Below are 23,646 nucleotides of genomic sequence, written 5' to 3'. Positions count from 1 at the left end.
TGCCTAAGTCACTTTATTCGAATATTAATTTCTTCAGTAAGGCGCATCTCTATATTTGCCGGACCGCTTTGATCCCATCTCCACACTTGGTTTCGGGCCGGCACCACCGTACTACATTATGAGCTATTCAGTATCGGCGGGGTTGGCGAATCGATTCGCCCCTCGCCTGCTGGTGCTGTCAGCTGATCTGACCGTCACCGTGTTTGCGTACGTCTGCGCCTGGACGTTACGTTTCAATTTTACCGTCGATGCTGCCAACTGGCACACCTCCCACCTTGTCACCTTACTGCTTTGTCGGCTTCTGCTGTTCGTTCAGATTCGGCCGTTTCAGGGAATCATCCGGCATACCGGCGTTGAAGATGCGCAACTGATCACCAAAGCCGCTACGTTCAGCAGTTTGCTGGCCGGCTTCGGGTCGTACGCACTGAGCCGCTTTCTACAGGTATCATGGCCCTACATTCCGGCTTCCATTCTGGCAATTGAATACTTTATCAGCATGGTTCTGCTGATTGGTATCCGATTCTGCATCAAGTACTTGTACTATAGATTACTCGATAGCCCGCGGGGCGACTACCAGGAGGTACTGATCTACGGCGCGGGCGACCTCGGCACGCGCACAAAAGATATGCTCCTACGCGACCGCCGACGCCGGTACCGGATTCTGGGGTTTATTGATGACAATCCGACTAAAACCGGAAAAACGGTGCGGGGTGTCAAAGTATACAGCCCGCTTGAGGTGGTAGCGGTGTTTCTGCACGCGCCCCGCAAACCCCAGGTTATTCTGGCGATGGCAATGCTGTCCGGGCATCGCCGTCAGGAAATTGCCCGTTTTCTGCAACAGTACCAGCTTAGTAGTATTGTGGTGCCATCGGCGCAGGACTGGATGAGCGGAAAAAGCGGCCAACGCCAGCAGCCGGAGATTTCGGTTGAAGACCTCCTTGGCCGACCGGCTATCCGGCTGGATAGTACAGCCGTTACGATGCTGCTTCGCGACCGGACGATCCTGGTTACGGGGGCTGCGGGTTCAATTGGGAGCGAACTGGTCCGGCAGTTGCTGAACCACGAGCCCGCCCGGATTATTCTGGCCGACCAGGCCGAATCGGCACTTTACGATTTACTTTTCAGCTTGCGCCGGCTTCCTGACTCCCCTGGTGCTGATGTTGTCCTGACGACCCAGGTTGCCGATGTTACGGATGCCGATCGAATGCAGCAATTGTTTCAGCAGTATCTTCCCGAATACGTGTTTCACGCAGCTGCCTACAAGCACGTGCCGCTCATGGAAGAACACCCCTACGAAGCCGTGAAGGTGAACGTGCTGGGAACCAAAATTGTAGCTGATCTGGCCCAGTTGTACAAGGTTAAAAAGTTTGTACTCGTGTCGACCGACAAAGCCGTTAACCCGACCAACGTAATGGGGGCAACCAAGCGACTGGCCGAACTGTATCTGCAAAGCCTGAATGACCTTCCGCAGGCCAATGCCACGGGATCGTCAACGCGCTTTATCACCACGCGCTTCGGTAACGTACTGGGGTCGAGCGGATCGGTCGTACCGATTTTTAAGCAGCAGATTGACGCAGGCGGCCCGGTAACGGTGACCCACCCCGACATTATCCGGTACTTCATGACCATCCCGGAAGCCTGCCAGCTCGTGCTCGAAGCGGCTGCCATGGGTCAGGGCAACGAGGTATTCGTGTTTGATATGGGGCAACCCGTTCGCATCGCCGATCTGGCCCGCCAGATGATTCACCTCTCAGGCTACCGGGTAAACCAGGACATAGCGCTGGAGTTTACGGGCCTGCGTCCGGGAGAAAAACTATACGAAGAACTGTTGAATACGACCGAGTCGACGCTGCCGACCCACCACCCGAAGATTATGATCGCTCGCTTACAGACGCCGGATGCCTGTCCATTGCAACAGACCATCGGGCACCTGGAGCAGGCCCTTCAGTATGGCGATAACACGTTGCTGGTTAGTTTATTGAAAAAGGCCGTACCAGAATACATCAGCCATAATTCGCCGTATGCCACCCTGGACCGGACCGTTCGGCAGTCGCTGGACTAAGCGGTTCTACACCGTATCGACAGGCTCCGGTTCGGGTAACGCTTTAGGCCTGTCTGGAATGTAGTGCTTGAAGAAACTGCTGATTTTCATCTGGATAACCCCAAAAACCGCTTCTTTGAAAATACGGGTCGACATCTTGGAAACACCTTTGGTCCGGTCGGTGAAGATGATCGGCACCTCAACGATTTTGAAGCCGTACTTCCAGCACGTAAACTTCATCTCAATCTGGAAAGCGTACCCCACAAATTTAATGGGTCGCTGCAGAATCACGTCGAGCACTTCGCTGCGGTAACAGACAAATCCGGCGGTGGGGTCCATAACCGACATACCCGTAATGAACCGGACGTAAACGCCCGCAAAATACGACATCAAGACCCGGCCCATAGGCCAGTTTACAACATTGACGCCCTTGATGTACCGCGACCCAACGGCTACATCGGCCCCTTCGTTAGCACAGGCCTCGTAGAGCCGCACCAAGTCATTGGGGTTATGCGAGAAGTCGGCGTCCATCTCAAAGAGGTACTGGTATCCCCGGGCCAGTGCCCACTTAAAGCCATCGATGTAGGCCGTTCCGAGGCCGAGTTTGCCGCGCCGTTCGAGCAGATGCAGTTGCGTCCCAAACTCCTCCTGCAGATCACGGACGCGCTGGGCCGTACCATCCGGCGAACCATCGTCGACGATCAGCACATCGAACGACTTCGGTAAGCTGAACACCTTCCGAATGATAGCCTCGATGTTTTCGATTTCATTGTAGGTCGGGATAACTACCAGGCGTTCTTTCACGGCAATAGAGGAGGTTAGTAAACTAATGGAATTATTTATAGAACAGCAAAAGAGCCACTATTTGTACAATTTAATTATTAAAAATTGTTAATCAATGACTTATCCACTAATTGTGTCGCCATACCACGGCTCTTCTGTATACAATCGGACAGTGACAGGCCACCATGCCAGTTAGCACAGACAAGTAAGCCCTCCGGCGCGTATCGATTAACCTGCTGATTGACAGGAAGTATAGCCGCATCGTACTGCGGTATAGCCCGTTCCCAGCGGAAGATTGCCCGCCAACGTGGTTCTTCTAACCGGATACCGAAGCTTTCGGCCAGTTCCTGATGCACACGTTGAAAAATGATCTTGTCGGGCTGGCGGGCATTGTCGGGATTCTGTAGCCCACCCACAAACGTAGTGATCAGCACTTCATCGCCGGGGCACCGACCATCGAATACCGAACTGCTCCAGATGTGACCAGCGGCAAAACGCCCTTCAACTTTAGGGTTGAGTCCGCCAAATCCGTCCAGCGGGTGCTGCACATCGGCCCGGCGGTATGCCGAATGCACGGCGGTCATCGGGGGATACACAACCTGCTTCAGGTTCGCAGCAAAACCCGCATCAATCGGTTCGATAAGCCGCGCAGCCGCATTGGTATCAACCGCCAGCACGAGTTGATCGACGGTCGTTGAACCCGAAGCGCTCTCCACCTGCCAGCCCCTACCGGTGCGGCTGATGCTACTGACGGGATCATTGAGTAATAGATTGGTCAGTCTGTCGGCCAGCGCCCGGGGCAGCATCTGCATCCCCTCCCGAAAGCTGAACGACTGTCGGCGACCGGCAGCCCCCTGGTTTTTGATGAACCCGCGCAGCACCGAGCCATACTCCCGTTCGTATTGCAGCAGCATGGGGAAGGTTTCGGACACCAGCAGCCGTTCGGGATCGCCGGCGTAGATGCCAGCCACAAACGGCCCCAGTGCGTAGTCAACGATTTCGGCCGAAAACCGACGCCGGAAAAACTGCGCCAGGGTTTCGTCAGGTGGCGAGACCGTCCGGTTATTACGTTCACGCAGAACGGCCAGCTTCGTATGCAAGCTAAAAAAACCACCGAACAACAACGATAGCGGCCCGGTTGGCAGCTTACGGTACTGCCCAGCGCGAAAAATGTAACGGGCTTTGCTGACCGGCTTGCTGAACGTAATATCGGGGGTTAGGCCAAGTTCGTCAAGCCAGCGCAGCAGGTCATCATCACCCAGCAGGGAATTAGGACCGTACTCACGCAGGTAGTTGCCCTCCCGGCGCGACCGGATGTAGCCACCGGGCTCGGCCGAGGCTTCCCAGAGTTGATAGGCAATGCCGCGCCGTTGCAGCTCGTAGGCCAGGGTTAAGCCTGAAATACCGGCGCCAATAATACCGATAGTCATAGCCGGGTTTTAGATGTGGAATCAATCTTTTCCTTCAGATTGTCGACCACCTGTTTGTAGATAGCTTCCATCTTGTCCGGATGCGACGAGTAATAGACGTAGCTCCGGGTATAGGCCGATGTATCAACCTGGTATTTTTTCAGAATGCCCTTTTCGAGCCGGCGGTACACAATATTGGACGAATCGGTCGTAGTAATTCCCAGCCGGCCTACGCGGGCTTCGGCCAGGTGCACCTCGGTCAGGATTTCGGCCATGCGCTCCTGCGGAATCAGGTTTTTCGGCCGGGTATCCTCGGTGGTGCTGCATGCCTGCCCGATCCAAACGGCCAGCAAAAACACCCAAAAAAATCGGATGCGGGTCAACATAATCTGATGCATGGGTTTCTACGTTATTTTTGTACAAAATCCCGATCTGCAAAGTTCGGGATTGATTCGCACAATCTGACCGCTACGGCGCAACTTTGCCCTATGGATGAATTTCTGGCCCGTCTGCGTAACTTCGACATCCGCATCCGCAAGGCGGTCAATTCGCAGATGCGCGGTAGTTTTCGGTCGGTGTTTAAAGGAACGGGACTTGAATTTGCCGACCTGCGCACCTACCAGTACGGCGACGACGTGCGGGCTATCGACTGGAACGTATCGTCGAAAGGGCACGGTACGTTTGTGAAGGTGTTCCGCGAGGAAAAAGACCAGACCGTGTTTTTTGTCGTTGACGTCAGCGCATCGCAGCAGGTAGGGCCGTCGCACCGGGCCAAGCTGGACACCACCAAGGAGGTATGTGGTGTGCTGGCCATGTCGGCCATCCGCGAAGCCAGCCACGTTGGTATTTACTGTTTCTCCGATCAGAAAGAGCGGTATATCAAGCCGTCGAACAGCATGAAAACCGGCTATCAGCTCATCATGAGTCTGTTCAAGCTGCAACCGGAGTCGATCCGAACCAACCTGGCGGATGCAATCCTGTTTACGCTGAACGTACTGAAACGCCGGAGTGTCGTTATTCTGCTGTCGGATTTTATTGACCAGAGCTACGAGCACAACCTCAAAGCGCTGGCCAAAAAACACGATCTGGTTGTCATCCACCTGTATGATCAGCGCGAAGTGAACCTCCCGGAACTGGGTATCATTCCGGTGCATGACGTTGAAACCGGCCGGACAACCTGGATCAATACGTCGTCCCGGTCGTTCCGTGCTACCCTGCGCGACTCGTTTCGGCAGACGCAGAGCCGGCTCGAACGGCTGTGTAAGCAGTACAACGCCAACTACCTCGCGCTGGAATCGCAGGAGGATTTTGTGCCGAAGCTGATTGAGTTATTCCGTATTCGCCGGTATTGAGCCGGCTGTTTCGATGGTCTGTTGCCTAACCCTGAAACCGCGTTACGTATTGATTAGTATCCTTCGTATCCTGGCGCTGATTTGTCTGCTGACGCTCCCACTACGGGCGCAGGTAGCGCCTGCGGGGCGTTTTCTGTCGGACAGCATCCAGATCGGGCGACCGTTTCAGTACGCGCTGGTGTATCGCCATCAGCCGACGGAAGAAGTATTGTTTCCGGATACGGCCCTGCATTTCGCCCCCTACCAGGTTCGGCAGGTTACGATTTTCCCGACCACCACAACCGGGACAATCCCGGACATTGTCAGCCGCGACAGTGCCGTATACACGCTGATTTCGTTTGAGACTTCGCCCATCCAGCTCCTTCAGGTACCGATCCGGATTGTCAATGAAGCCGACTGTACGCTGATTATGACCCAGCCCGACACGGTTTTTCTCCGGACGTCGATCACGGCCAGTGCCGCCGATACGACCAGGGCCGTTTCAACAACGCTGGCGACGAACACCGACCTGATCCAGCTTCGACAGCAGTTCAATTACCCTGTTCTGATTGCTGTCGTAACGGGCCTGAGCATGCTGCTGGGGCTGCTATACCTACTATTTGGCCGCTGGATTTCGCGGAAAGTCCGGCTTTATCAACTTTACCTGAAGCAGGTACGTTTTCAGCGGGACTACAATCAGTTGATTCGCAACCTCAATGCCGAAACGGCAACTACGACCACCAGCCAGGCGGTATCGGTCTGGAAAGAATACCTTGGCCAATTGGAGGGCCAGTCGTTTGCTTCACTGACAACGACAGAGATTGCCGAGCGCATGGCCGACGAACGCGTTGTCGACGCTCTGCGCGAAGCGGATCGGGTGATTTACGGAGGTGCCTTTTCTGTTCAATCTCAACCCGCCCTCCGGCTGCTGCGCGACGTAGCCACGCAGACGTATCGTCGTAAGCGGGCGGCTCTGCTGGCCAACGCAGTCGACCAGCCCACGGATCGGCCAACGGATTCGTCGCCCCCCACCACATCAACGCAGCTCCCTGTCCCGTCGTAATATGGAACCCTGGTATTCACTCCACTGGTTCAGCCCGGAGCAGTGGCAACAATTTCGATTCGCTTATCCGCTTGCGCTCTACGCAATACCCTCGGTAGTGCTGCTGTTTGTGCTCCGGTATTATATCAACCGGCAGGCGCGGCAACGGCTAAATCTATCGCTGGGCAGTACGCGCACCAGCCAGCGGCCTACGTCAGGACTACCTGTAAGCCGCGAAGTGGCCGGCCGGTCGCTGACGGCCATGCTACGCTACCTGCTTCCTCTCAGCGTTTTTTTGGGGATCAGCCTAACCCTGATCGCTCTGGCCCGGCCCCAGATCGTGCGGCAGCAACGCGAAGAGCAGTCGAATGGGATTGACATCATGCTGGCCATCGACGTATCATCGTCCATGACCGAACGCGATCTGTTGCCCAACCGGCTGGCAGCCGCCCGGCAGGTTGCCCAGACCTTCGTAAACGGGCGGAAGAATGACCGGATCGGGCTGGTAGTTTTTGCCGGTGAAGCCTTTTCACTTTGCCCGCTTACAACCGACTACGCCCTGATCAAACAATACCTGAGTGAGTTGAACAGCAACATGATCACGACATCGGGAACGGCCATTGGCGACGCCCTGGCCCGCTGCATTAACCGGATGCGTGAGCCGCTCACCGTATCGGCCGATACAACCAGGTCCCAGACCGATTCAACGGATGCCAAACGAAGCAAGATTGTCATTCTGATCAGCGATGGCGACAATACGGCCGGGAATCTGGACCCCGTTACGGCCGCCCGGCTGGCCAAAGCGTTTGATATCCGACTGTATACCATTGCGGTAGGTCGGGCCGTACGTTCTAACAAAACGGCCGCTGCTACGATCGACGAAGGTATTTTGAAAACCATCGCTGATATTGGTGACGGTGGTTTTTATCGGGCTACAGATGTTGGGCGGCTCCGGGCTGTATTTACCCGCATCAACCGCCTGGAGAAAGCGCCTGTCCGGACGTACGTGTACGAGGATGTTCAGGATTATTACCGTATCTACCTGTACTGGGCCATTGCGTTTCTACTGGTTGCGTTGCTGCTGAAAAACACCATTTACGGCAATATTCTGGAAGATTGACACGTAGGGCCAACCCAAGGGAAACGTATTAACTACATGCTGAAGTCACATTACAATGCCGACGCCATCGAAGCGGGTTTAGACGAGGTCGGCCGGGGGTGTCTGGCCGGGCCGGTGGTAGCGGCTGCCGTAATACTTCCCCGCGACTACGTCCACCCAATCCTGAACGACTCCAAGCAGCTTAGTCGCAGTCAGCGGGAGACCCTGCGCCATGACATCGAGCGCGACGCCATCGCCTGGGCCGTGGCTGAGGTCTCGCACGAGGAAATCGACCGGATCAACATTTTAAAAGCCAGCTTCCTGGCCATGCACCGGGCCGTTGATGAGCTCACCGTACGTCCCGACCATCTGCTGGTCGACGGTAACCGCTTCGTACCGTATCCGATGATTCCGCATACCTGCATCATCAAAGGCGACGCACATTACCTCTCCATTGCCGCGGCTTCCGTACTGGCCAAGACGTACCGGGACGACCTGATGGAGCGGCTTGGGGTCGAGTTCCCGGCTTACGGCTGGGCGCAGAATGTCGGCTACCCAACCCCTCATCACAGGGACGCCATCCGCCAACACGGCCCGACAAAGTACCACCGCATGAGCTTTCGGCTGGTGTGAATTCGTTTGCGGTTTACGGAGGGCTGGCGCAGTCTGAAATTCTGGCGTCAGCCCTCCGTAAACCGCAAACCGTACTAAACCACCGTCGGTTGTCCAACCCGCTCCCTGAGCATACTTGTTGGCCGGAAACGCTCACCATACGTATCAGCCAGTCGGTCGCAGGTTTGCACGAACGTATCGATACCCACGAAATCGACAAACGACAAACCGCCACCCGTATAGGCCGGGAAGCCCCAGGCTAGGATTGAGCCGAGGTCAGCGTCCAGCCGCGTCCGTACGACGCCTTCTTCAAAACACCGAACCGCTTCGAGTGCCTGCCGATACAACAACCGGGTCTTTACTTCATCGAGAGACGGCTGTTGTTCCGCTATCGGGAACAGCTCGCTTAGTCCCGGCCAGAGTTGTTTGCTGCCCTCGGCCGGATAGTCGTAAAAACCCGCGTTTGCTTTCTTACCCAGGCGGCCCAGTTCAACTAATTTTTTGGCGGTCTGATAGCTGGTATCATCCTCACGCACAGCGCCGTCCTTCACGCCCTGACCCGAAATCTTATACACCAGATCGAGTGCCACTTCGTCGGTTACAGCCAGCGGGCCAACGGGCATACCGGCGGCTTTACCCGCGTTTTCGATCAACACCGGGTTCACGCCGTCGCGTAGTAGCTCCATGCCCTCGGCGGTGTAAGTCCCAAAGCAACGCGACGTATAGAACCCGCGCGAGTCGTTGACAACGATAGGCGTTTTCTTGATCTTACGAGTGTAGTCCATCGCCACGGCCAGTGCGTAGTCAGACGTTTGTTTGCCCATTATGATTTCCACCAGCATCATCTTATCAACGGGCGAGAAGAAGTGTATACCAATGAAGTTCCCCGGTTTGGCCGAAGCTTCGGCCAGGCCGCTGATGGGCAACGTAGACGTGTTGGACCCAAACACACCGTTCTCAGCCAGCATCGGTTCGGCCTCCCGTGTTACCTGTGCTTTCAACTCACGGTTTTCAAATACCGCTTCGATAATCAGGTCACAGCCGCGCAGATCCTCCGCCTGATCCGTCGCTTTGATCAGATGTAGTATCCCGGCTACTTTCAGTGGGTCGACTTTACCCCGGTCGACACCCTTTTTGAGCAGACTTCGCGAGTATTCCTTACCCTTCTCGGCAGCCTCAATGGATACGTCTTTCAGAACCACTTCGATACCCGCCAGCGCCGATACGTAGGCAATCCCCGAACCCATCATACCGGCTCCCAGAATACCTACTTTCCTTACGTCTGTTTTTGGTACGTCTTTCGGCCGGCTGGCTCCTTTGTTGGCCTCGTTCATGCCGAGAAACATCGTACGGATGAGATTCTGGGCTACTTTCGACCGAGCCACTTTAACAAAGTGCCGCGCTTCGATCACCAGCGCCCGGTCCATATTCACCTGTAAGCCTTCGTACACGCAGGCCATGATTTCGAGCGGAGCCGGGTAATTACCTTTGGTTTTATCCATCAGCATGGCCGTTCCGGCACTGAACACCTGGGCCCCGGTTACGCTCTGTACGTTGCCGCCTGGTACTTTGAAATTGTCCTTACCGACAATCTTACCGGTTTTGCGATCGATCTCATCCCACGGTTTTAGTGGCTTTGGCCGGGCGGACGTTCCGTTTGCCGCAATGTACGCCCGGGCTTTTTCCATCATCTCCTCACGACTGGCGGCTACGTCGTCGATCATACCCAGGGTCTTAGCCTCCTGAACGCTTACCTTCCGGCCTTCTACCAACAATGGAAGAGCCGCCTGCAAGCCCAGCATACGGGGTAACCGCTGCGTACCGCCCGCACCCGGCAGCAGACCCAGCGTTACCTCAACCAGCCCAATCTGCGTTTTTGGGTTCTCCAGAGCCACGCGGTAGTGGCACGCCAGGCAGATTTCGTACCCGCCACCCAGCGCCGTACCGTTGATAGCCGCGACGGTTGGCTTACCCGATGTTTCAATACCGCGGAACACCCGGTTAAGCTCGGCCGACACCTTCAGCATCTCACTCGGGTCTTTGTCGGCATTGCGCAGAATCATCTTCAGATCGGCTCCAACCACAAATTCCGGCTTGTCGGACGTAATGATAATGCCCGTTACCGATTCATCTGCGTACGCCCGCTGCAAAGCAGCTTCAAACGCCGGGATTGATTCGTCGTTCAGTACGTTCATCGGCGCGCTGGTCATCTGCCAGCTAACGATGGCTACGTTTTGGTCTACGGTGTAGTTAATCATCTTAATCTAGGCTATTGGAATCCGAACGGTGACCTTTCGATTGGCATGGATCGAATGGCCACTATCCGGCACCTAACGTCTGGTCTCTAGTTCACTCGTTCAAAAATCGTTGCGATACCCATGCCCCCTCCAATGCAAAGCGTTGAAAGGCCAAATTGCTTGTTGGAGCGCTCCAGCTCGTCAATCAACGTTGCTGAAATAACGGCGCCGGTTGCGCCCAGTGGATGCCCTAAAGCAATGGCTCCTCCATTGACGTTTAGTTTACTGTGATCGACACCGAACTCGTCCATGAACAGCAGCGGAACGGCGGCAAAGGCTTCATTTACTTCGAAGAGGTCAATATCACTGATCTGCATGCCGGCCCGTTTCAGTACTTTTCTGGTAGCCGGCAGCGGGCCCGTCAGCATGATGGTCGGCTCGGAACCGACAATGGCAAACGCTTTGATCCGGGCGCGGGGTTTTAAACCGGCCTGTTCGCCAAACGTACGACTACCGATCAGCACTCCGGCCGCGCCATCGACAATCTGCGACGAGTTTCCGGCATGATGAACGTGATTGATGCGGTCGTACTGAGCGTATTTAAGCAAGGCCAGCGCGTCCAGTCCCATCTGTCCCATTGCTTCAAAAGCAGGTTTGAGCTTACTCAGGCTTTCGGCCGTCGTGTCGGGCCGAACCCCTTCGTCGCGATCCAGCACCGTTACGCCGATTTCATCCTTTATGGGTACAAGCGTTTTATAAAAACGACCTTCCTGTTGCGAAACCGTAGCCCGGCGGTAGGATTCGGCCGCGAACCGATCAACATCCTGGCGGCTGTACCCGTATTTAGTCGCGATCAGATCAGCCGAAATGCCCTGCGGCACAATGTTATGCCGGGCCACAATCTGGGGATTCATGAACAATGCGCCCCCATCGGAACCCATCGGCACCCGCGACATGGATTCAACGCCCCCCGCCACAATCGCATCAACCTGTCCGGACATAACGTAGGCCGCAGCCATGTTGATCGCTTCCAGGCCGGACGAACAGAACCGGTTGAGTTGAACCCCCGCCACCGACTCAGCATACCCGGCTTCGAGCGCGGCTGTACGGGCAATGTCGGCCCCCTGCTCACCAATGGGCGTTACGCACCCCATGATTACGTCATCGACCAGTGCCGTGTCCAGTTCGTTTCGGTCGCGGAGTTCGCGCAGAACGCTGGTCAGCAATTGAATAGGCTGCACATCATGCAGCGATCCGTCACTTTTCCCCCGGCCTCGCGGGGTTCGAACGGCATCAAAAACGAAGGCTTCGGCCATAGTACTTTCTTGAAATTAGTATGCATGCATACGGTTTTCGCAAAAACAAAGGTAAAGCAATTGCCCTTGAAAGCGGAAATCTTGCCTTTATTTGCTAAGAAACTTACTTAAAACAAGAACTACCGACGGGCCGGGACGCTTATCCGGCTAAGGTCTTGAGCTTCAAACGGACGCTTTCGTCATCAGCATCGATCGACAGGCGCTTGTGGGGATTTGTAAAACCAGCGACGAGCTGAACCTTCGATTTAGCCAGGCCGAGCTGTTTAGCCAGAAACTCAACCAGGTAAGCATTGGCCTTGCCGTCCTGCGCGGGGGCTTTTAGTTTGACAACAAGAAGCCCGGCGTCATTGTAGAACAGCTGATCCACTTTGCTGCCGGGCTTCACGGTCAGGTGCACGATCATGCCGGCTGCTGCAATTGACCAGCCAGCACAGCGATGCCTTCTTCAAACGAATGCGGATCATACCCCAGCACCGACCGGGCCTTGTCGAGGATGAAACCCGTACGCGGTGGCCGACGGGCCGGCTGGGTAAAGGTCGACGCATCAGCTTGCGCAATCAAGGATTTGTCGAGGCCAAAGTAATCGGCGGTACGGATGGCCATTTCGTAGGGCGTCAGGACTTCTTTACCAGAAATATTGAAAATGCCCTCAGCCTCCTGATCGGCGATCAGGTAACAGCCCATAGCTAGGTCTTCGGCCAGCGTCGGGCTGCGCCACTGGTCGGTTACGACCTTAATGTTTTTACCTTCCTCGAGTGATTTTTTTACCCACAGGATGATGTTGCTCCGGCTCATGTCGTGGGCGATGCCGTATACCAGAACGGTACGGGCAATGCCCCACCGCAGCCCGGAGTGAATAACCACTTTTTCGGCCGCGTACTTGCTCCAGCCATAGAAACTGATCGGATTTCCTTCTGCGTCTTCGTCGTAAGGCCCGGCCGTACCGTCGAAAATAAAGTCGGTCGATACGTGCAGGAGGAACGCATTGGTTGCCCGGCAGGCTTCGACCAGGTATTCAACCGCCTGTACGTTCTGCGCCCAGCAGGCATCCTTCTGGCTCTCGCACTTATCCACATCGGTCATGGCCGCCGTGTGAATAACGACCTGCGGCTGCGCTTCGGCAATGACATCGATCACCTGCTGCCGGTCCGTGATGTCCATTGGCTGGTAGGTGTAGCCTTCCGAATACGGCAGGCGGTTGGCACCTCGTGCCGTCGCAATCAGTTCTGTGTTGGCCTGTTGCGTGAGCAGCCCAACCAATTTCTGGCCCAGCAGTCCGTTGGCACCGGTAAGCAGCATGCGTTTTTTCATAAGCGAAGCGAGTTGGAAGCAGTCGGCTTGTAGTTACCTGTCCGAGCTGTCTTTTAATAGTGATAGTTGTACTGTTTGGTAATTTTTTTCTTTTTTACCCACTGACCATCCATCATCATCCGGATGTCCTGCCGCGGCCGGTCGGTATCGTTGCGGGGCTGTCTGGCAATGCTGTCCACTACGGCTAATCCGTCGATAACCTCGCCAAAAACGGTGTAGTTACCGTCCAGATGAGGAGTGCCGCCAAGGGTTTTATACACTTGTTTCTGCGCATCGTTGGGCACCCGGCCACCCCGGGCGGTTGCCCGCTCGATCTGTTTCTGCAATTCATCGTCGGTCCATACCCGCCCCTGCACAATGTAGAACTGACAGCCGCTCGACGCCTTTTCGGGGTTGTTGTCGCGGGCAGCGGCCAGCGCTCCTTTTTTATGGAACAACGCCGGCACAAATTCCGCCGGTACCTTGTAGCCAACATCACCGTTGCCAAGCGGTTCGTCTGTTCTGGCCCGGCGCGACGCCGGATCTCCACCCTGAATCATGAATTGCTGGATGATCCGGTGAAACATCAGGCTATCGTAGAACTTGCGCTCAACCAGCTTGATAAAGTTCTCTTTGTGCTTTGGCGTCTGGTCGTACAGCACCAGCCGCATTGTCCCGTAGTCGGTTTTCAGAGTAACCAGATAATCCTTTTTCTTACGCGGCCGGCCGTCGCGGTTACCCGCAGAAGCCAGCCCGGGCAGCAACAGAACAAAAAGCAACAGAATACGCATGAGTGGGAATATACGCGGATACGGCCGCATTACAGTTCAATTCGGTTTTGAAAGACATCTTTTAGCCGCTGGTCGTGCGTAACAACGATCAGGCTGGCACCAATCTGTTCGGATTGTTCACGCAACAAACGGACTACGCGGTCTGTGTTCTCGTCGTCGAGGCTGGACGTAGGCTCGTCGGCCAGAATCACCTGCGGCTGATTCATAACCGCCCGGGCGATGCTGACCCGCTGTTGTTCACCCTGACTAAGCTGGTGCGTCTTTTTGGCCAGATGGTCGCCAAAACCCAGTTGAGCGGCCAGCTGCCGGGCGCGCTCCCTGTTCTGCGGCTGACCAGCCAGGTAGTTTGCCAGCAACAGATTATCCAGGACGGACAACGAACTGACAAAATGGGGCTTCTGGTAAACGATGCCCACGTGCTTAGCCCGGAAGGCAGCCGTTTGAGCCGGGCTGAGCTGAGTCAGATCCGTCTGATTGATGGTGACCGAACCGCTATTGGGTTTCAGCAACAGGGCCAGCAAATGCAGGAAGGTCGTTTTGCCCGTTCCCGACCGCCCCAGAATTAGCAGGGCTTCCCGGTCAGCGCAGCGAACGTCGGGAAACGCAAACCGCTTGACAGATGAGTATTGAAACGTAAGTTGATTGGTTGCCAGCATCGGAGTCAGGACTACTACCGACAAAAATAGACAAAAGTTGTAATTTCGCCGGTCAGTCGATGGTCGTAAGTCAGTGTATCACCTCATCCTGACAATTATTCCTCGACCGCCAACCGCTGCTCAATGACCAGACGAATTGCCATTTTTGCCTCCGGCTCCGGTTCAAACGCTGAAAAAATCGCGGAGCACCTTACCAACAGCACGGATGTTGAGATTACACTGATTCTCTCAAACAGCCCAAAAGCCGGGGTTATCGACCGCGCCCGGCGGCTTCATATTCCGGTGCTCCTGTTCGATCGAACTACGTTTTACGAAAGCAGCCGGGTGATCCGTTTGTTGCAGGAGCAACAGATCGACCTGATCGTACTGGCTGGTTTCATGTGGCTTATGCCATCGGAACTGGTTCAGGCATTTCCAAACCGCATTATTAACATTCATCCGGCTTTATTACCTAAATTCGGGGGAAAAGGTATGTACGGGCATTTTGTTCACGAAGCGGTCGTTGCCGCCGGCGAAACGGAGTCCGGCATTACGATCCACTACGTCAACGAGCGATACGACGAAGGGCAGGTTATTTTCCAGGCCCGCTGTCCGGTTACGCCGACGGATTCGCCCGAGGATGTAGCACGCAACGTGCAGAAACTGGAACATGAGCACTACCCGCGGGTTATTGCCGACCTGGTAGCTGCCCTGTAACCATCAACCGAAACCCATCAGGTCGATCAAACCATGAAAACAAGTACGAAATTAATTGTTGGTTTGTTGCTGAGCAGCGCTCTGGCGGGCTGCTTCCGGCCGATTGTTTACCTGCAGAATCGGCCAAACTACCCCGTCGATATTTTCTACACCAACGAACGGCCCGAACGGCCTTTTGTTCCGCTGCGGGAACTGGAGATCAAGAACGAAACCCCCGTTGTGGCTCAGCAGATGGTAAACCGACGCATGGTGAAACGGGGAAACAACATGCAGGAGAAGGAACTGCTACTGGCCCGAATGTCGCTACAGGCCAAAAACCTCGGCGCTGATGCGCTGGTCGATGTGCAATATAGCTACTATACGTCAATGACCGCCAACGGCTACGTACTGAAAGGGGTAGCCGCGAAGTACCGGGTTGAATACGAGCAGCAGTAGTTACTTGACTTCTTCGTAATCAACGTATTCGCCCCCTTTGAACGTTGTTCCGTCCGATTTTGGGGTTTTACTATCCACGCGAACATCACCTTCCCGGCGCTTGCCAAACGGCTGCTGTCGCTTCTGTTCCTTTACCAATTGCCGCCCTACCAGCAGATAGAACACAAACCGACGCACGGGTGGAACAAATGCAATAATCAGGAAAGCGATAAAGAGATATTTGATAAGCATGTTGGTGTCTCGTTACAAAACGATAACGTTTCGGGTCAGTGATTAGTTTGATCGAAGGTGATACTGGCGTATGAAGCGTACGCCAGTATCACCGACTGTTATAAACCATACAAGGCTTTAGCCGCTGGTTCATACTTATCGCCGGGCGACCATTGTGGCCGGTTCGGACGGTTGGCAATCAGACGGGCCGCGTGCGCATACGCCTGGCAGAACTTAAGCACGTACCCGTAGTCGAGCGATTCAGGGTTATCGATGGCCTGGTGATAATACTTCGCGATAGCCTCGTCGAAGCTTTTGAAACCCGGTGAGAATGTGGGGGCCGGAATACCCTTAATCGCGAAATTTACGTTGTCCGACCGATCGAACAACCCCTGTTCGGGAGCCGGCTCGGCAAACACCTCCAGACCAAAGGCCTTGGCTGCCGTTTCGATTTCGGTCTTGGCGCCTGTACGCTCCAGGCCAATAACCGACACAATCGTTGTATCGTTGTAGCCGGCCCCGTCGGTATTCAGGTTAAACACCGTCTGCTTCAACGGCACCAGCGGGTGTTCGGCATAATACCGGCTTCCCAGCAAGCCCACTTCTTCACCCGTCAGGGCCACAACGAGTACCGACCGTTTGGGGCGCTGCTCACTAAGTGATTTGGCGGCCGTTAACAACGCCACTGTTCCGAACGCATTGTCGCGGGCACCGTTGAAAATACTATCGGAAGGCGAATAGGACTGCCCACCTTGTTTGCCGACGCCGACGTGATCGAAATGGGCCGTCAGCAATACATACTCATCTTTCAGTTTAGGATCCGTTCCCTCAATCAGGCCCGCTACGTTCGCGGAGGTTACGCTCGTTCGGGTTCGGCCCGAGCTGCGAAGCGTTATGCGCTGACCCGGATCCTTCAGTTGCTTGTACTGGTTGTTAGCGTTGTTCACCCAGACATGCGACAGTCCGGCCCCGGCCCCACCGGCCGTTACGGGTATTGCCACCTGTTCGCGGTTGAAATACTGATTTACGAATCCCCAGGGAATTGATTCACTATACAGCTCGAGCAGGGCTGCGGCTCCCTTTTCGCTCGCCAGCTTCCGTTTCGTGTTCGATGCGTTGAATAGTTCACGTGGCCCCTTGGCATCGGGTGAGCCCCCCTGCGCCACCACAATCTTGCCCTTTACGTCCTGCCCTTTGTAGCCATCTTCGCCATCGGTCAGACCGTAGCCGACATACACCACCTCACCGGTTGCGTCAATCGGTCCGCCGGCCATCACCACCAGGTCTTTACCCAGTTCCAGCGTAGTGCTGCCAATCTGCAGCGTAGCCGAGCGAGCGGGTACAACCCGTTCGAGCTCAATCGTCTGAAGGTAGTTGCTCTGACCCGGAGCCGGTTTCAGGCCCAGTTCTCGGAACTGCTCGGCAAGGTAGCGGGCCGCAATCCAGTTGCCCGGCTCACCGGTTCGGCGGCCCTGCAATTCGTCGGAAGCCAGAAAGCGGGTATGTGCCTCCACTTCGGCACGTGTAATTGATGATTCAGGCAATTTGGCAACGGGGGCCATGGGGCGGGGTGGAGCCAGCCGACCCGGCTGCTTACCCGTGGGTTTAGATGTTGACTGGGCTGATGCCGCTGTCAGTACGAAGCCAGACAACAGCGTAGCCAGAGCGTATTTGAACATGATGATTGAATTTGAGGCAAATTTACAAAATTCGTTTCGTTCGCGTGAGTCGGACTTGCTGGCCATTCCAGTCGGTCCCAAAACAAACCGCCCGCTACCTATCTCCCGGCAGCGGGCGGCTTTGGCAGGCATACGGACTAGAGCCGAACGCCGTCATAGCGACTACAACACGTCTACCTTCATGACGTTGTCGTCGGAGACGCGGTCGATCAGCTTGTTGTAGGGGTCGATTCCCGCTTTCAATGGCTGGCCTTTCACCGTAAACTCAAGCGTATGTTCACCGGGTGTCAGCCAGTGCTTCTGTAGGTATACCGGTACCTTCCGGGTCTGGCCATTTTTATTCTTGGTGTCGGCGGTGAAAATACCGATCTCGATCAGGTCGCGGCCTTTACCCTTGCCGGATTCGTTTCCTTTCTTGTCGTAGTATAACTTTTTAGCCTCGACGGTCAGCTTCACGCGGTATTCATCCCCCTTCAGCTTAGTAGCCTCGGCTTTTCGGATGCGGTTTTCATAGAGCGTGATCTTCTCAAACGCATCCTCTACATAGTATTGCAACGAATCGGGTACGGCGGCTTTTATGGCCCCGTACCACTTGCCGGACGTAGGGAACGGCGGTTTTTGCAGGAACGCATTTTTGTTGGCAAAATCGCTGAATGCTTTGTTCAGTCGATCTTCGCCCATCATGTCCTGAAGGGCATACAACACCAGCGATCCTTTGTCGTACCAGACGTACGCCCGCGTATCGTTCTCGATCAGCGTTTCTTCAAATTTGTCCTCGCTGGCGCGGCCCGACAGGTAGCGGTCCAGGCAGTATTTCAGCCGGCTCTGCATGACATCTTCGCCGTATTTATGCTTCAGCACCATCAACGATGCATACTCGGCCATCGACTCCGAAATCTGGTTGGCACCCCGCGTAAAGCTCGGGCATACCTGGTGGCCCCACCATTGGTGCGCTACCTCATGCGCCGTTACGTAGTAGGCATAGTCGGTTTTGTCGGGATTTGAGAAATCGGCTACCCAACCGAAGCTTTCGGTGTACGGAACCGTATTGGGAAACGACTGCGCAAAACCCGCGTAGCGCGGAAATTCCAGAATCCGGATCTGTTTGTACTGATACGGCCGGAAGTTTTTGCCGTTGTACGCCACCGCATCCTTCACCGATTGACTGTACCGATCAATATTCCGGCTATGCGTCGGGTGGTGAAAAATTTCGATGTTCACCGTTTGTCCGTCCGGCGCTTTATACGTTTCCTTTTTAACCGCGTAGCGGGCCGAACTCACGTTGAAGAAGTAATCCATGAATCCTTCCTGTTTGTAGGCGTAGTATTTCCGGGGCCGACCGTCGGGGCCATTCTTCACCCACTCTTTCTGCAGATAGCCGGGCAGGATGGCAATCTGGTCGGGCTCGGTCGACACGGTGCCTTCAAACGTAATGAGATCGGCATCGTCGTTGAACAGCAGGTTGCTCAGGCCAAACGCATCCGTCTGTTTTGGCGCACTGTAGTCCTTCGTGGGTAAGCCGTACTTTTTCCGATACTTGTCCGAGTCCAGTTCGCCCTGACCACTGTAGCCGAATTTCGGGAACAGATCGCCGTCGTTCAGGAAGCTCCCGTTGTAGACAATCTCACGACTGAAACCAGCATTCTCGAAGCCCTGGTTTTCGGCCCGGGTCGACATGACCATGCGTACCGTATCGCCCGGCTGCAACGTCTTCGGTAGCTGGTAGATGTAATAGCGGAAGACCGTATCGTTGTGCACCAGTTTCGGCGTTGCTCCGTCGATGGTGATTGATTTAAGCTTGAAATGCGCTACCGAGCTCCCCACATTCAGGTGCAGCGAATCGATTGGCCGGGGCGACTTGTTCACCATCGTAAACGTACCCTGCGCTTCGACATAGCGCTCCGTCGGGAACAGGTCCACGTCCACCTTGACGTCGGTCACCTTGGGCTGCCAGATCCGTTCGTACTTTTTATACGTCTTTTCGTACTCGGCCTGGCGCTTGCGGCTTTCTTCCGGGGTTCGGTACGTATTCAATACACTGACGTTGCGGTAAATGTAGGCTCCCATGCCCAGCCAGCCCACCGTCAGGATGGTCAGGATCATGGCCGCGGGGGTGTTGAAGCGTTGCCGGGCCAGTTTCAACCGGGTTTTCAGGCTGCTCTCGGCTCCCCGGTTCCAGAGCAGATTACCGAACACCAGCAGAACCCCGCCGAGCAGTAGCCAATACAGGTTGAACGATGTGAGCGGATGCCAGAAATGCCCAAAGCCGTTCAGGTCCGAAATGCGGTAGCCGGGCGTATAGCTGTAAAACAACAGGTTATAATCCTTCTCGGCAAAGTTGCGCACCCCAAACAACACCATCCAGACAGCGATCGAGACGATATGCCCGGTGAATTTATTATTGACCAGAATATGGATGAAGAACGTCAACATGGCCAGTTGAACGTACTCCCACAACTCAATGCCGTACAGATCGGCGAAGTACATGCCGAACTCGTAGTTGAAATACCCCTTGAGAGTCTGGTTCACTACGCCACTGATCCAGACCAGGTTGACCAGCAGCAGGCAGACGCCCAGCAGTGCGATGAACTTTGAGCCGTAGCTGAGCCAGTTGGGCACTGGCAAAGCATCGGCGATGCTGTCGTAGCGCACGGCCTTATCGCGGTGTACGGCTTCGCCGGTGTAGAAGATCAGGATGATGTAAACGAATATGATGTAGTTAAAGTCTTTGACTTCGAGCATGTAATACGTCAGCGGCAGCGAAGGCGTCCCGAACGTGGGGAAGCCAAACCAGCCGTCGAAGAACAGGAACAGGAAGCCACAGAGCAGAATAGCCAGGAAATAGGGGTCCTTCACGATGTTCATGAACTCAACCCGCGACAGACTGACCATGTGCCGCAGGTACGCACCGGTCGAATATACCTTTTGTGCCACCGGCAGCTCACTGAGCGGCCTGGACGCTTTGGGCACCATATCTTCCTTGCTCTTCTTGCCCAGTTTAACGGCCAGGAACCGCTGAAAGTCGAACCGGAACAGAGTAAACAGCAGCACAAGCAACCCCAGCCCCGACCACAGCAGCCGGTTCCAGAGCAACGTACCGGTCAGCGGAACGGTTAGGGTGTTTTGCTCCGGTGGCGTCCAGTAGCGGGTTGCCTCCACCACGGTTCGGTTGGCAAATGGATCGAGCAGAGACGCCAGCTCCCGCTGTTCAATGTCCTGCACCAGGGCACTGGCAACCAGATACCCGATGAACAGAATGATGCTGCCAACATACGTCACAAATACGTTGCGCGTCAGGGCTACTAATCCGAAGAAAATGGAACCCAGATAGAACAGCGTCGGTACCACGATGGTCAGAAACGGCTGAAGGTAATGCCAGAGCACAAAAGGTCCGTAACGATCCGGATTGTCGGATAAACCCGCCACCGGCCCCAGCGCCGAGCCGACCGCAATACCGACGCAGGCACCAGACATCACAAACAGTAGGGTTATGAACGACCCGAGGTACCGACCCATCAGATAGCCCTTTTCACTGATTGGGTAGCTGAAAAAGTACGTTTTGGTGTTATGTTCGATGTCGCGGTAAACGGGTACGCCCATGATGGCAGACCCCAGCAACGTACCGAAGATGGCGATTACCGACAGAAAGTTAACGATGGCATAAGGTGAGTTAACGTTTGTTTTCTCCGACGCCGGCCCGTTGCCATAGACCGTCACCAGAGCCATCAGCAGAAACAAAAGCAGGAAGTAGCCATACGTCGCCGGCCGGCGGAAACGGTACTTCAACTCAAATTTGAAGATTTCGAGGAACATGAGAAAAGGGGAAAAAGGGAGGAAAGGAGGAAGGGGAGGAAAGGAAGGGGACAGAGAACTCCTTTGCGCCCTCTCGTCCCTTTCCTCCGCTATCTTCCTTTTAGATTAGACCGTTACGACGTCCATCCGTTCTGTGATTGCCGTAAAGTACACGTCTTCCAGGTCAGCTTCAACCGGATCGAACCCAACTGGTTGGGTATCTGAATAGACGTGAATCTGCGTTTTACCGGTTTTAAGCTGCGTTGAAATCACGCGGTAGTTGGTCCGGTAGGCAGGCAGCTCCGATTTCTCAATGAACCGCTTCCAGATCTTGCCCTGTACGTCCTCGACCAGATTGTTCGGATTACCCGTCGCGACTACCTCACCCAGGCAGATAATCGCCATGTCGGAGCATAGATTCGTTACGTCCTCAACGATGTGTGTTGACAGAATTACGATGGTATTCTCGCCAATTTCGGCCAGCAGGTTATGGAATCGGTTTCGTTCGGCAGGGTCCAGGCCCGCGGTTGGCTCATCGACGATGATGAGCCGGGGGTTGCCAATCAGCGCCTGCGCAATACCGAAGCGCTGCTTCATACCGCCCGAGAATGTGCCCAGGTTTTTGTTACGTACCTGATGCAGATTAACCTTCTGTAACAGCCCGGACACGATCTCTTTCCGCTCGCGGGCGTTGGCTAAGCCCTTCAGCGTAGCGATATGGTCCAGCATGGTTTCGGCCGTTACGCGCGGATAAACGCCGAACTCCTGCGGCAGGTACCCCAGCACCCGCCGAACGGCATCTTTCTGACGCAGTACGTCAATATCGCCTTCGGGCAGGCCAGTCAGTTGAATACTACCCGAGTCGGCCTCCTGCAGGGTAGCGATGGTTCGCATTAATGACGATTTACCGGCTCCGTTAGGCCCCAGCAGGCCAAACATTCCCTGCGGAATCGTCAGCGACACACCTTTTAAGGCATGCACGCCATTAGAGTAGGTTTTGGAAAGGTTACGGATTTCGAGCTGCATAGAATAGAAAGTGAGTAAGGAATTACTAGTCAATATGCTTAGAAATACCCAAAACAACCAACCGACTTACGTAAGCGGCTATTTGGGCGCTTTAAAAGGCAAAAGCCCCAGCGTAGCCAGGGCTTTTGATTACGATGGCGGAGGTAACACCAGTTATTTATCCAATACCACCGTTTCGCCGATCAGGTACGATCCGCTCTGCGTCGACAAACTGTACACGGTATCGACCGTACGTACTGCCGGCTCAGTCCGAACCGCTTTGTAGGCCACTACGGTTCGGGTCGCCGGTTCATAGCGGTACAGCACATCGCCGGCTTTGATCTCGCCGAAAGGCTTTCTGCCCGCAGCGGTCAGTACGGGGTGGTTGGCGGTTGCTTCGAGCAGCGTGGGGCTTGCCAGACGGCTGTTATTACCGGCCGTAATTTCCTGAACGGGCATGAGCCACACACCCGCAATGGCAAAAGCCCCCTTATGTTTGTTTACCTTCGTTACCCCGGTAGCAATTATCGAGTTACTGTTCGCATCGTAGCTCATCACCTGATCCTCCATCATTACGTCACTGATTGGCTTGGTCGAACCGTCAGCCAGCGTAACGGGCGCATCGGCAGCAAAGCAGAAGTTGTACTCTTCTTTCTTCTTGCTACCACCCTCTTCCGACTTGGCTCCACCGCCGGCCATCAGCATAGCCATTTCCCGCGACAGTACGAAGCCCAGCGCCGACATAAGGCCCGGCTCTTTCTCCCCAACGTATTTCAGATCGTCGATGTAGGCGTCCCACGCCTTCCGGTCGGCCGACGCACCCGGTATCACGAAGGGTTTTACTTCGTTGGTTTTCCCGTTCTGATAAATGGCCAGTAGCCCGAGTTCTTTGGTATCTTCCGCGGCAAACACCTTATAGAGGTAAATTTTGCGGGGTATGCCATCGCTGTAATTAAATACGTAGGCCGGGCGTTCTTCGTAGCGATCGAGAATGAAGCCCCCCGATTTGAAGTACGTATCCTTATCCAGATTAGCGATCTTGATCGCCTTTATGGTTTTCAACTGGTCCAGCGTCATGCTCCCCGGCGTAGCCTGCGCCCAAACACGCTGACTCAGGAACTGGGTCGCCATAACACAACACAGAAAAAAGAAGAATGAAAGCAGGTTGTTTTTCATACTGATTAGTCTGAGCCAAGCTCCGGCTTGGCCATGTCGTAGTGTT

At 54.9% G+C, this 23,646-nt stretch carries 21 protein-coding genes; 7 read left to right on the top strand and 14 right to left on the bottom strand.

Annotated features, from left to right (window positions below; all coding sequences use genetic code 11):
• Positions 1 to 118 precede the first annotated feature (118 nt).
• The gene (locus DYU11_RS16055) at positions 119 to 2,062 is read left to right on the top strand and encodes a polysaccharide biosynthesis protein (protein WP_119668710.1); all 1,944 of its coding nucleotides are present in this window, start codon (positions 119 to 121) and stop codon (positions 2,060 to 2,062) included.
• Positions 2,063 to 2,068: 6 nt separating this feature from the next.
• Here the strand turns inward: DYU11_RS16055 and DYU11_RS16050 are convergent, their stop codons facing one another.
• The 3 genes from DYU11_RS16050 to DYU11_RS16040 form a co-directional block, all read right to left on the bottom strand.
• Complete coding sequence (locus tag DYU11_RS16050) at positions 2,069 to 2,845, bottom strand: polyprenol monophosphomannose synthase (protein ID WP_119668709.1); 777 nt, start codon at positions 2,843 to 2,845, stop codon at positions 2,069 to 2,071.
• A gap of 77 nt (positions 2,846 to 2,922) precedes the next feature.
• Positions 2,923 to 4,254: a protoporphyrinogen oxidase gene (gene hemG / locus DYU11_RS16045; protein ID WP_119668708.1), complete on the bottom strand. Its 1,332-nt coding sequence runs from the start codon at positions 4,252 to 4,254 to the stop codon at positions 2,923 to 2,925.
• Complete coding sequence (locus tag DYU11_RS16040; RefSeq protein WP_119668707.1) at positions 4,251 to 4,631, bottom strand: DUF4296 domain-containing protein; 381 nt, start codon at positions 4,629 to 4,631, stop codon at positions 4,251 to 4,253. The genes hemG and DYU11_RS16040 overlap by 4 nt, the downstream gene beginning before the upstream one ends.
• Positions 4,632 to 4,721: 90 nt before the next feature.
• Between DYU11_RS16040 and DYU11_RS16035 the strand changes: the two genes are divergently transcribed.
• The 4 genes from DYU11_RS16035 to rnhB are packed head-to-tail and all read left to right on the top strand — an operon-like array spanning position 4,722 to position 8,338.
• A complete protein-coding gene (locus DYU11_RS16035) occupies positions 4,722 to 5,585 on the top strand; it encodes a DUF58 domain-containing protein (RefSeq protein WP_119668706.1) in 864 nt (287 codons plus the stop codon).
• A gap of 49 nt (positions 5,586 to 5,634) precedes the next feature.
• Positions 5,635 to 6,627, top strand: a complete 993-nt coding sequence (locus tag DYU11_RS16030) for a hypothetical protein (protein WP_229365866.1) — start codon at positions 5,635 to 5,637, stop codon at positions 6,625 to 6,627.
• Between the two features lies 1 nt (position 6,628).
• Positions 6,629 to 7,726 carry a VWA domain-containing protein gene (locus tag DYU11_RS16025; RefSeq protein ID WP_119668704.1) on the top strand — a complete coding sequence of 366 codons (1,098 nt, stop codon included), beginning with the start codon at positions 6,629 to 6,631 and terminating at the stop codon, positions 7,724 to 7,726.
• 36 nt (positions 7,727 to 7,762) lie between these two features.
• Positions 7,763 to 8,338 carry a ribonuclease HII gene (rnhB, locus tag DYU11_RS16020; RefSeq protein ID WP_119668703.1) on the top strand — a complete coding sequence of 192 codons (576 nt, stop codon included), beginning with the start codon at positions 7,763 to 7,765 and terminating at the stop codon, positions 8,336 to 8,338.
• A gap of 74 nt (positions 8,339 to 8,412) precedes the next feature.
• Here the strand turns inward: rnhB and DYU11_RS16015 are convergent, their stop codons facing one another.
• The 6 genes from DYU11_RS16015 to DYU11_RS15990 form a co-directional block, all read right to left on the bottom strand.
• On the bottom strand, positions 8,413 to 10,575 hold the full coding sequence (locus DYU11_RS16015; protein WP_119668702.1) for a 3-hydroxyacyl-CoA dehydrogenase NAD-binding domain-containing protein: 2,163 nt from the start codon (positions 10,573 to 10,575) through the stop codon (positions 8,413 to 8,415).
• 86 nt (positions 10,576 to 10,661) lie between these two features.
• Positions 10,662 to 11,870 carry an acetyl-CoA C-acetyltransferase gene (locus DYU11_RS16010; RefSeq protein ID WP_119668701.1) on the bottom strand — a complete coding sequence of 403 codons (1,209 nt, stop codon included), beginning with the start codon at positions 11,868 to 11,870 and terminating at the stop codon, positions 10,662 to 10,664.
• A 139-nt stretch (positions 11,871 to 12,009) separates the two neighbouring features.
• A complete protein-coding gene (locus DYU11_RS16005; RefSeq protein WP_119668700.1) occupies positions 12,010 to 12,273 on the bottom strand; it encodes a DUF167 domain-containing protein in 264 nt (87 codons plus the stop codon).
• Positions 12,270 to 13,181, bottom strand: a complete 912-nt coding sequence (locus DYU11_RS16000) for an SDR family oxidoreductase (protein WP_119668699.1) — start codon at positions 13,179 to 13,181, stop codon at positions 12,270 to 12,272. The genes DYU11_RS16005 and DYU11_RS16000 overlap by 4 nt, the downstream gene beginning before the upstream one ends.
• A gap of 53 nt (positions 13,182 to 13,234) precedes the next feature.
• On the bottom strand, positions 13,235 to 13,951 hold the full coding sequence (locus DYU11_RS15995) for a peptidylprolyl isomerase (RefSeq protein WP_119668893.1): 717 nt from the start codon (positions 13,949 to 13,951) through the stop codon (positions 13,235 to 13,237).
• 29 nt (positions 13,952 to 13,980) lie between these two features.
• A complete protein-coding gene (locus DYU11_RS15990; RefSeq protein WP_119668892.1) occupies positions 13,981 to 14,607 on the bottom strand; it encodes an ABC transporter ATP-binding protein in 627 nt (208 codons plus the stop codon).
• 123 nt (positions 14,608 to 14,730) lie between these two features.
• On the opposite strand from DYU11_RS15990, the gene purN reads away from it, so the two are divergent.
• Positions 14,731 to 15,303: a phosphoribosylglycinamide formyltransferase gene (gene purN / locus DYU11_RS15985; protein WP_119668698.1), complete on the top strand. Its 573-nt coding sequence runs from the start codon at positions 14,731 to 14,733 to the stop codon at positions 15,301 to 15,303.
• A gap of 33 nt (positions 15,304 to 15,336) precedes the next feature.
• Complete coding sequence (locus DYU11_RS15980; protein WP_119668697.1) at positions 15,337 to 15,738, top strand: hypothetical protein; 402 nt, start codon at positions 15,337 to 15,339, stop codon at positions 15,736 to 15,738.
• On the opposite strand, the gene DYU11_RS15975 is transcribed toward DYU11_RS15980, so the two are convergent.
• From DYU11_RS15975 to DYU11_RS15955, 5 genes are all read right to left on the bottom strand, one after another.
• A complete protein-coding gene (locus tag DYU11_RS15975; protein ID WP_119668696.1) occupies positions 15,739 to 15,969 on the bottom strand; it encodes a DUF4834 domain-containing protein in 231 nt (76 codons plus the stop codon).
• Between the two features lie 98 nt (positions 15,970 to 16,067).
• Positions 16,068 to 17,627: a M28 family peptidase gene (locus tag DYU11_RS15970; RefSeq protein WP_119668695.1), complete on the bottom strand. Its 1,560-nt coding sequence runs from the start codon at positions 17,625 to 17,627 to the stop codon at positions 16,068 to 16,070.
• Between the two features lie 162 nt (positions 17,628 to 17,789).
• Positions 17,790 to 21,440 carry an ABC transporter permease/M1 family aminopeptidase gene (locus DYU11_RS15965; protein ID WP_119668694.1) on the bottom strand — a complete coding sequence of 1,217 codons (3,651 nt, stop codon included), beginning with the start codon at positions 21,438 to 21,440 and terminating at the stop codon, positions 17,790 to 17,792.
• Positions 21,441 to 21,545: 105 nt separating this feature from the next.
• Positions 21,546 to 22,445, bottom strand: a complete 900-nt coding sequence (locus DYU11_RS15960; protein WP_119668693.1) for an ABC transporter ATP-binding protein — start codon at positions 22,443 to 22,445, stop codon at positions 21,546 to 21,548.
• Positions 22,446 to 22,598: 153 nt separating this feature from the next.
• The gene (locus DYU11_RS15955) at positions 22,599 to 23,600 is read right to left on the bottom strand and encodes a Hint domain-containing protein (RefSeq protein WP_119668692.1); all 1,002 of its coding nucleotides are present in this window, start codon (positions 23,598 to 23,600) and stop codon (positions 22,599 to 22,601) included.
• Positions 23,601 to 23,646: the final 46 nt, after the last annotated feature.

Origin of the sequence: Fibrisoma montanum (assembly GCF_003583365.1) — a bacterium.
Classification (GTDB): domain Bacteria; phylum Bacteroidota; class Bacteroidia; order Cytophagales; family Spirosomataceae; genus Fibrisoma; species Fibrisoma montanum.
Note: the sequence above shows the minus strand (reverse complement) of the source record. Positions and strands in the feature narration are given on the sequence as shown.

Excerpts from the sequence above, each read along its gene's own strand:
- DYU11_RS16000 (WP_119668699.1), bottom strand. The coding sequence starts at position 13,181 with ATGAAAAAACGCATGCTGCTTACCGGTGCCAACGGACTGCTGGGCCAG.
- DYU11_RS15975 (WP_119668696.1), bottom strand. The coding sequence starts at position 15,969 with ATGCTTATCAAATATCTCTTTATCGCTTTCCTGATTATTGCATTTGTT.
- DYU11_RS16040 (WP_119668707.1), bottom strand. The coding sequence starts at position 4,631 with ATGCATCAGATTATGTTGACCCGCATCCGATTTTTTTGGGTGTTTTTG.
- DYU11_RS15955 (WP_119668692.1), bottom strand. The coding sequence starts at position 23,600 with ATGAAAAACAACCTGCTTTCATTCTTCTTTTTTCTGTGTTGTGTTATG.
- purN (WP_119668698.1), top strand. The coding sequence starts at position 14,731 with ATGACCAGACGAATTGCCATTTTTGCCTCCGGCTCCGGTTCAAACGCT.
- DYU11_RS16055 (WP_119668710.1), top strand. The coding sequence starts at position 119 with ATGAGCTATTCAGTATCGGCGGGGTTGGCGAATCGATTCGCCCCTCGC.
- DYU11_RS16010 (WP_119668701.1), bottom strand. The coding sequence starts at position 11,870 with ATGGCCGAAGCCTTCGTTTTTGATGCCGTTCGAACCCCGCGAGGCCGG.
- DYU11_RS15960 (WP_119668693.1), bottom strand. The coding sequence starts at position 22,445 with ATGCAGCTCGAAATCCGTAACCTTTCCAAAACCTACTCTAATGGCGTG.
- DYU11_RS15980 (WP_119668697.1), top strand. The coding sequence starts at position 15,337 with ATGAAAACAAGTACGAAATTAATTGTTGGTTTGTTGCTGAGCAGCGCT.
- DYU11_RS15990 (WP_119668892.1), bottom strand. The coding sequence starts at position 14,607 with ATGCTGGCAACCAATCAACTTACGTTTCAATACTCATCTGTCAAGCGG.
- DYU11_RS16005 (WP_119668700.1), bottom strand. The coding sequence starts at position 12,273 with ATGATCGTGCACCTGACCGTGAAGCCCGGCAGCAAAGTGGATCAGCTG.
- rnhB (WP_119668703.1), top strand. The coding sequence starts at position 7,763 with ATGCTGAAGTCACATTACAATGCCGACGCCATCGAAGCGGGTTTAGAC.
- DYU11_RS16035 (WP_119668706.1), top strand. The coding sequence starts at position 4,722 with ATGGATGAATTTCTGGCCCGTCTGCGTAACTTCGACATCCGCATCCGC.
- DYU11_RS15970 (WP_119668695.1), bottom strand. The coding sequence starts at position 17,627 with ATGTTCAAATACGCTCTGGCTACGCTGTTGTCTGGCTTCGTACTGACA.
- DYU11_RS15995 (WP_119668893.1), bottom strand. The coding sequence starts at position 13,951 with ATGCGTATTCTGTTGCTTTTTGTTCTGTTGCTGCCCGGGCTGGCTTCT.
- DYU11_RS16015 (WP_119668702.1), bottom strand. The coding sequence starts at position 10,575 with ATGATTAACTACACCGTAGACCAAAACGTAGCCATCGTTAGCTGGCAG.
- DYU11_RS16025 (WP_119668704.1), top strand. The coding sequence starts at position 6,629 with ATGGAACCCTGGTATTCACTCCACTGGTTCAGCCCGGAGCAGTGGCAA.
- DYU11_RS15965 (WP_119668694.1), bottom strand. The coding sequence starts at position 21,440 with ATGTTCCTCGAAATCTTCAAATTTGAGTTGAAGTACCGTTTCCGCCGG.
- hemG (WP_119668708.1), bottom strand. The coding sequence starts at position 4,254 with ATGACTATCGGTATTATTGGCGCCGGTATTTCAGGCTTAACCCTGGCC.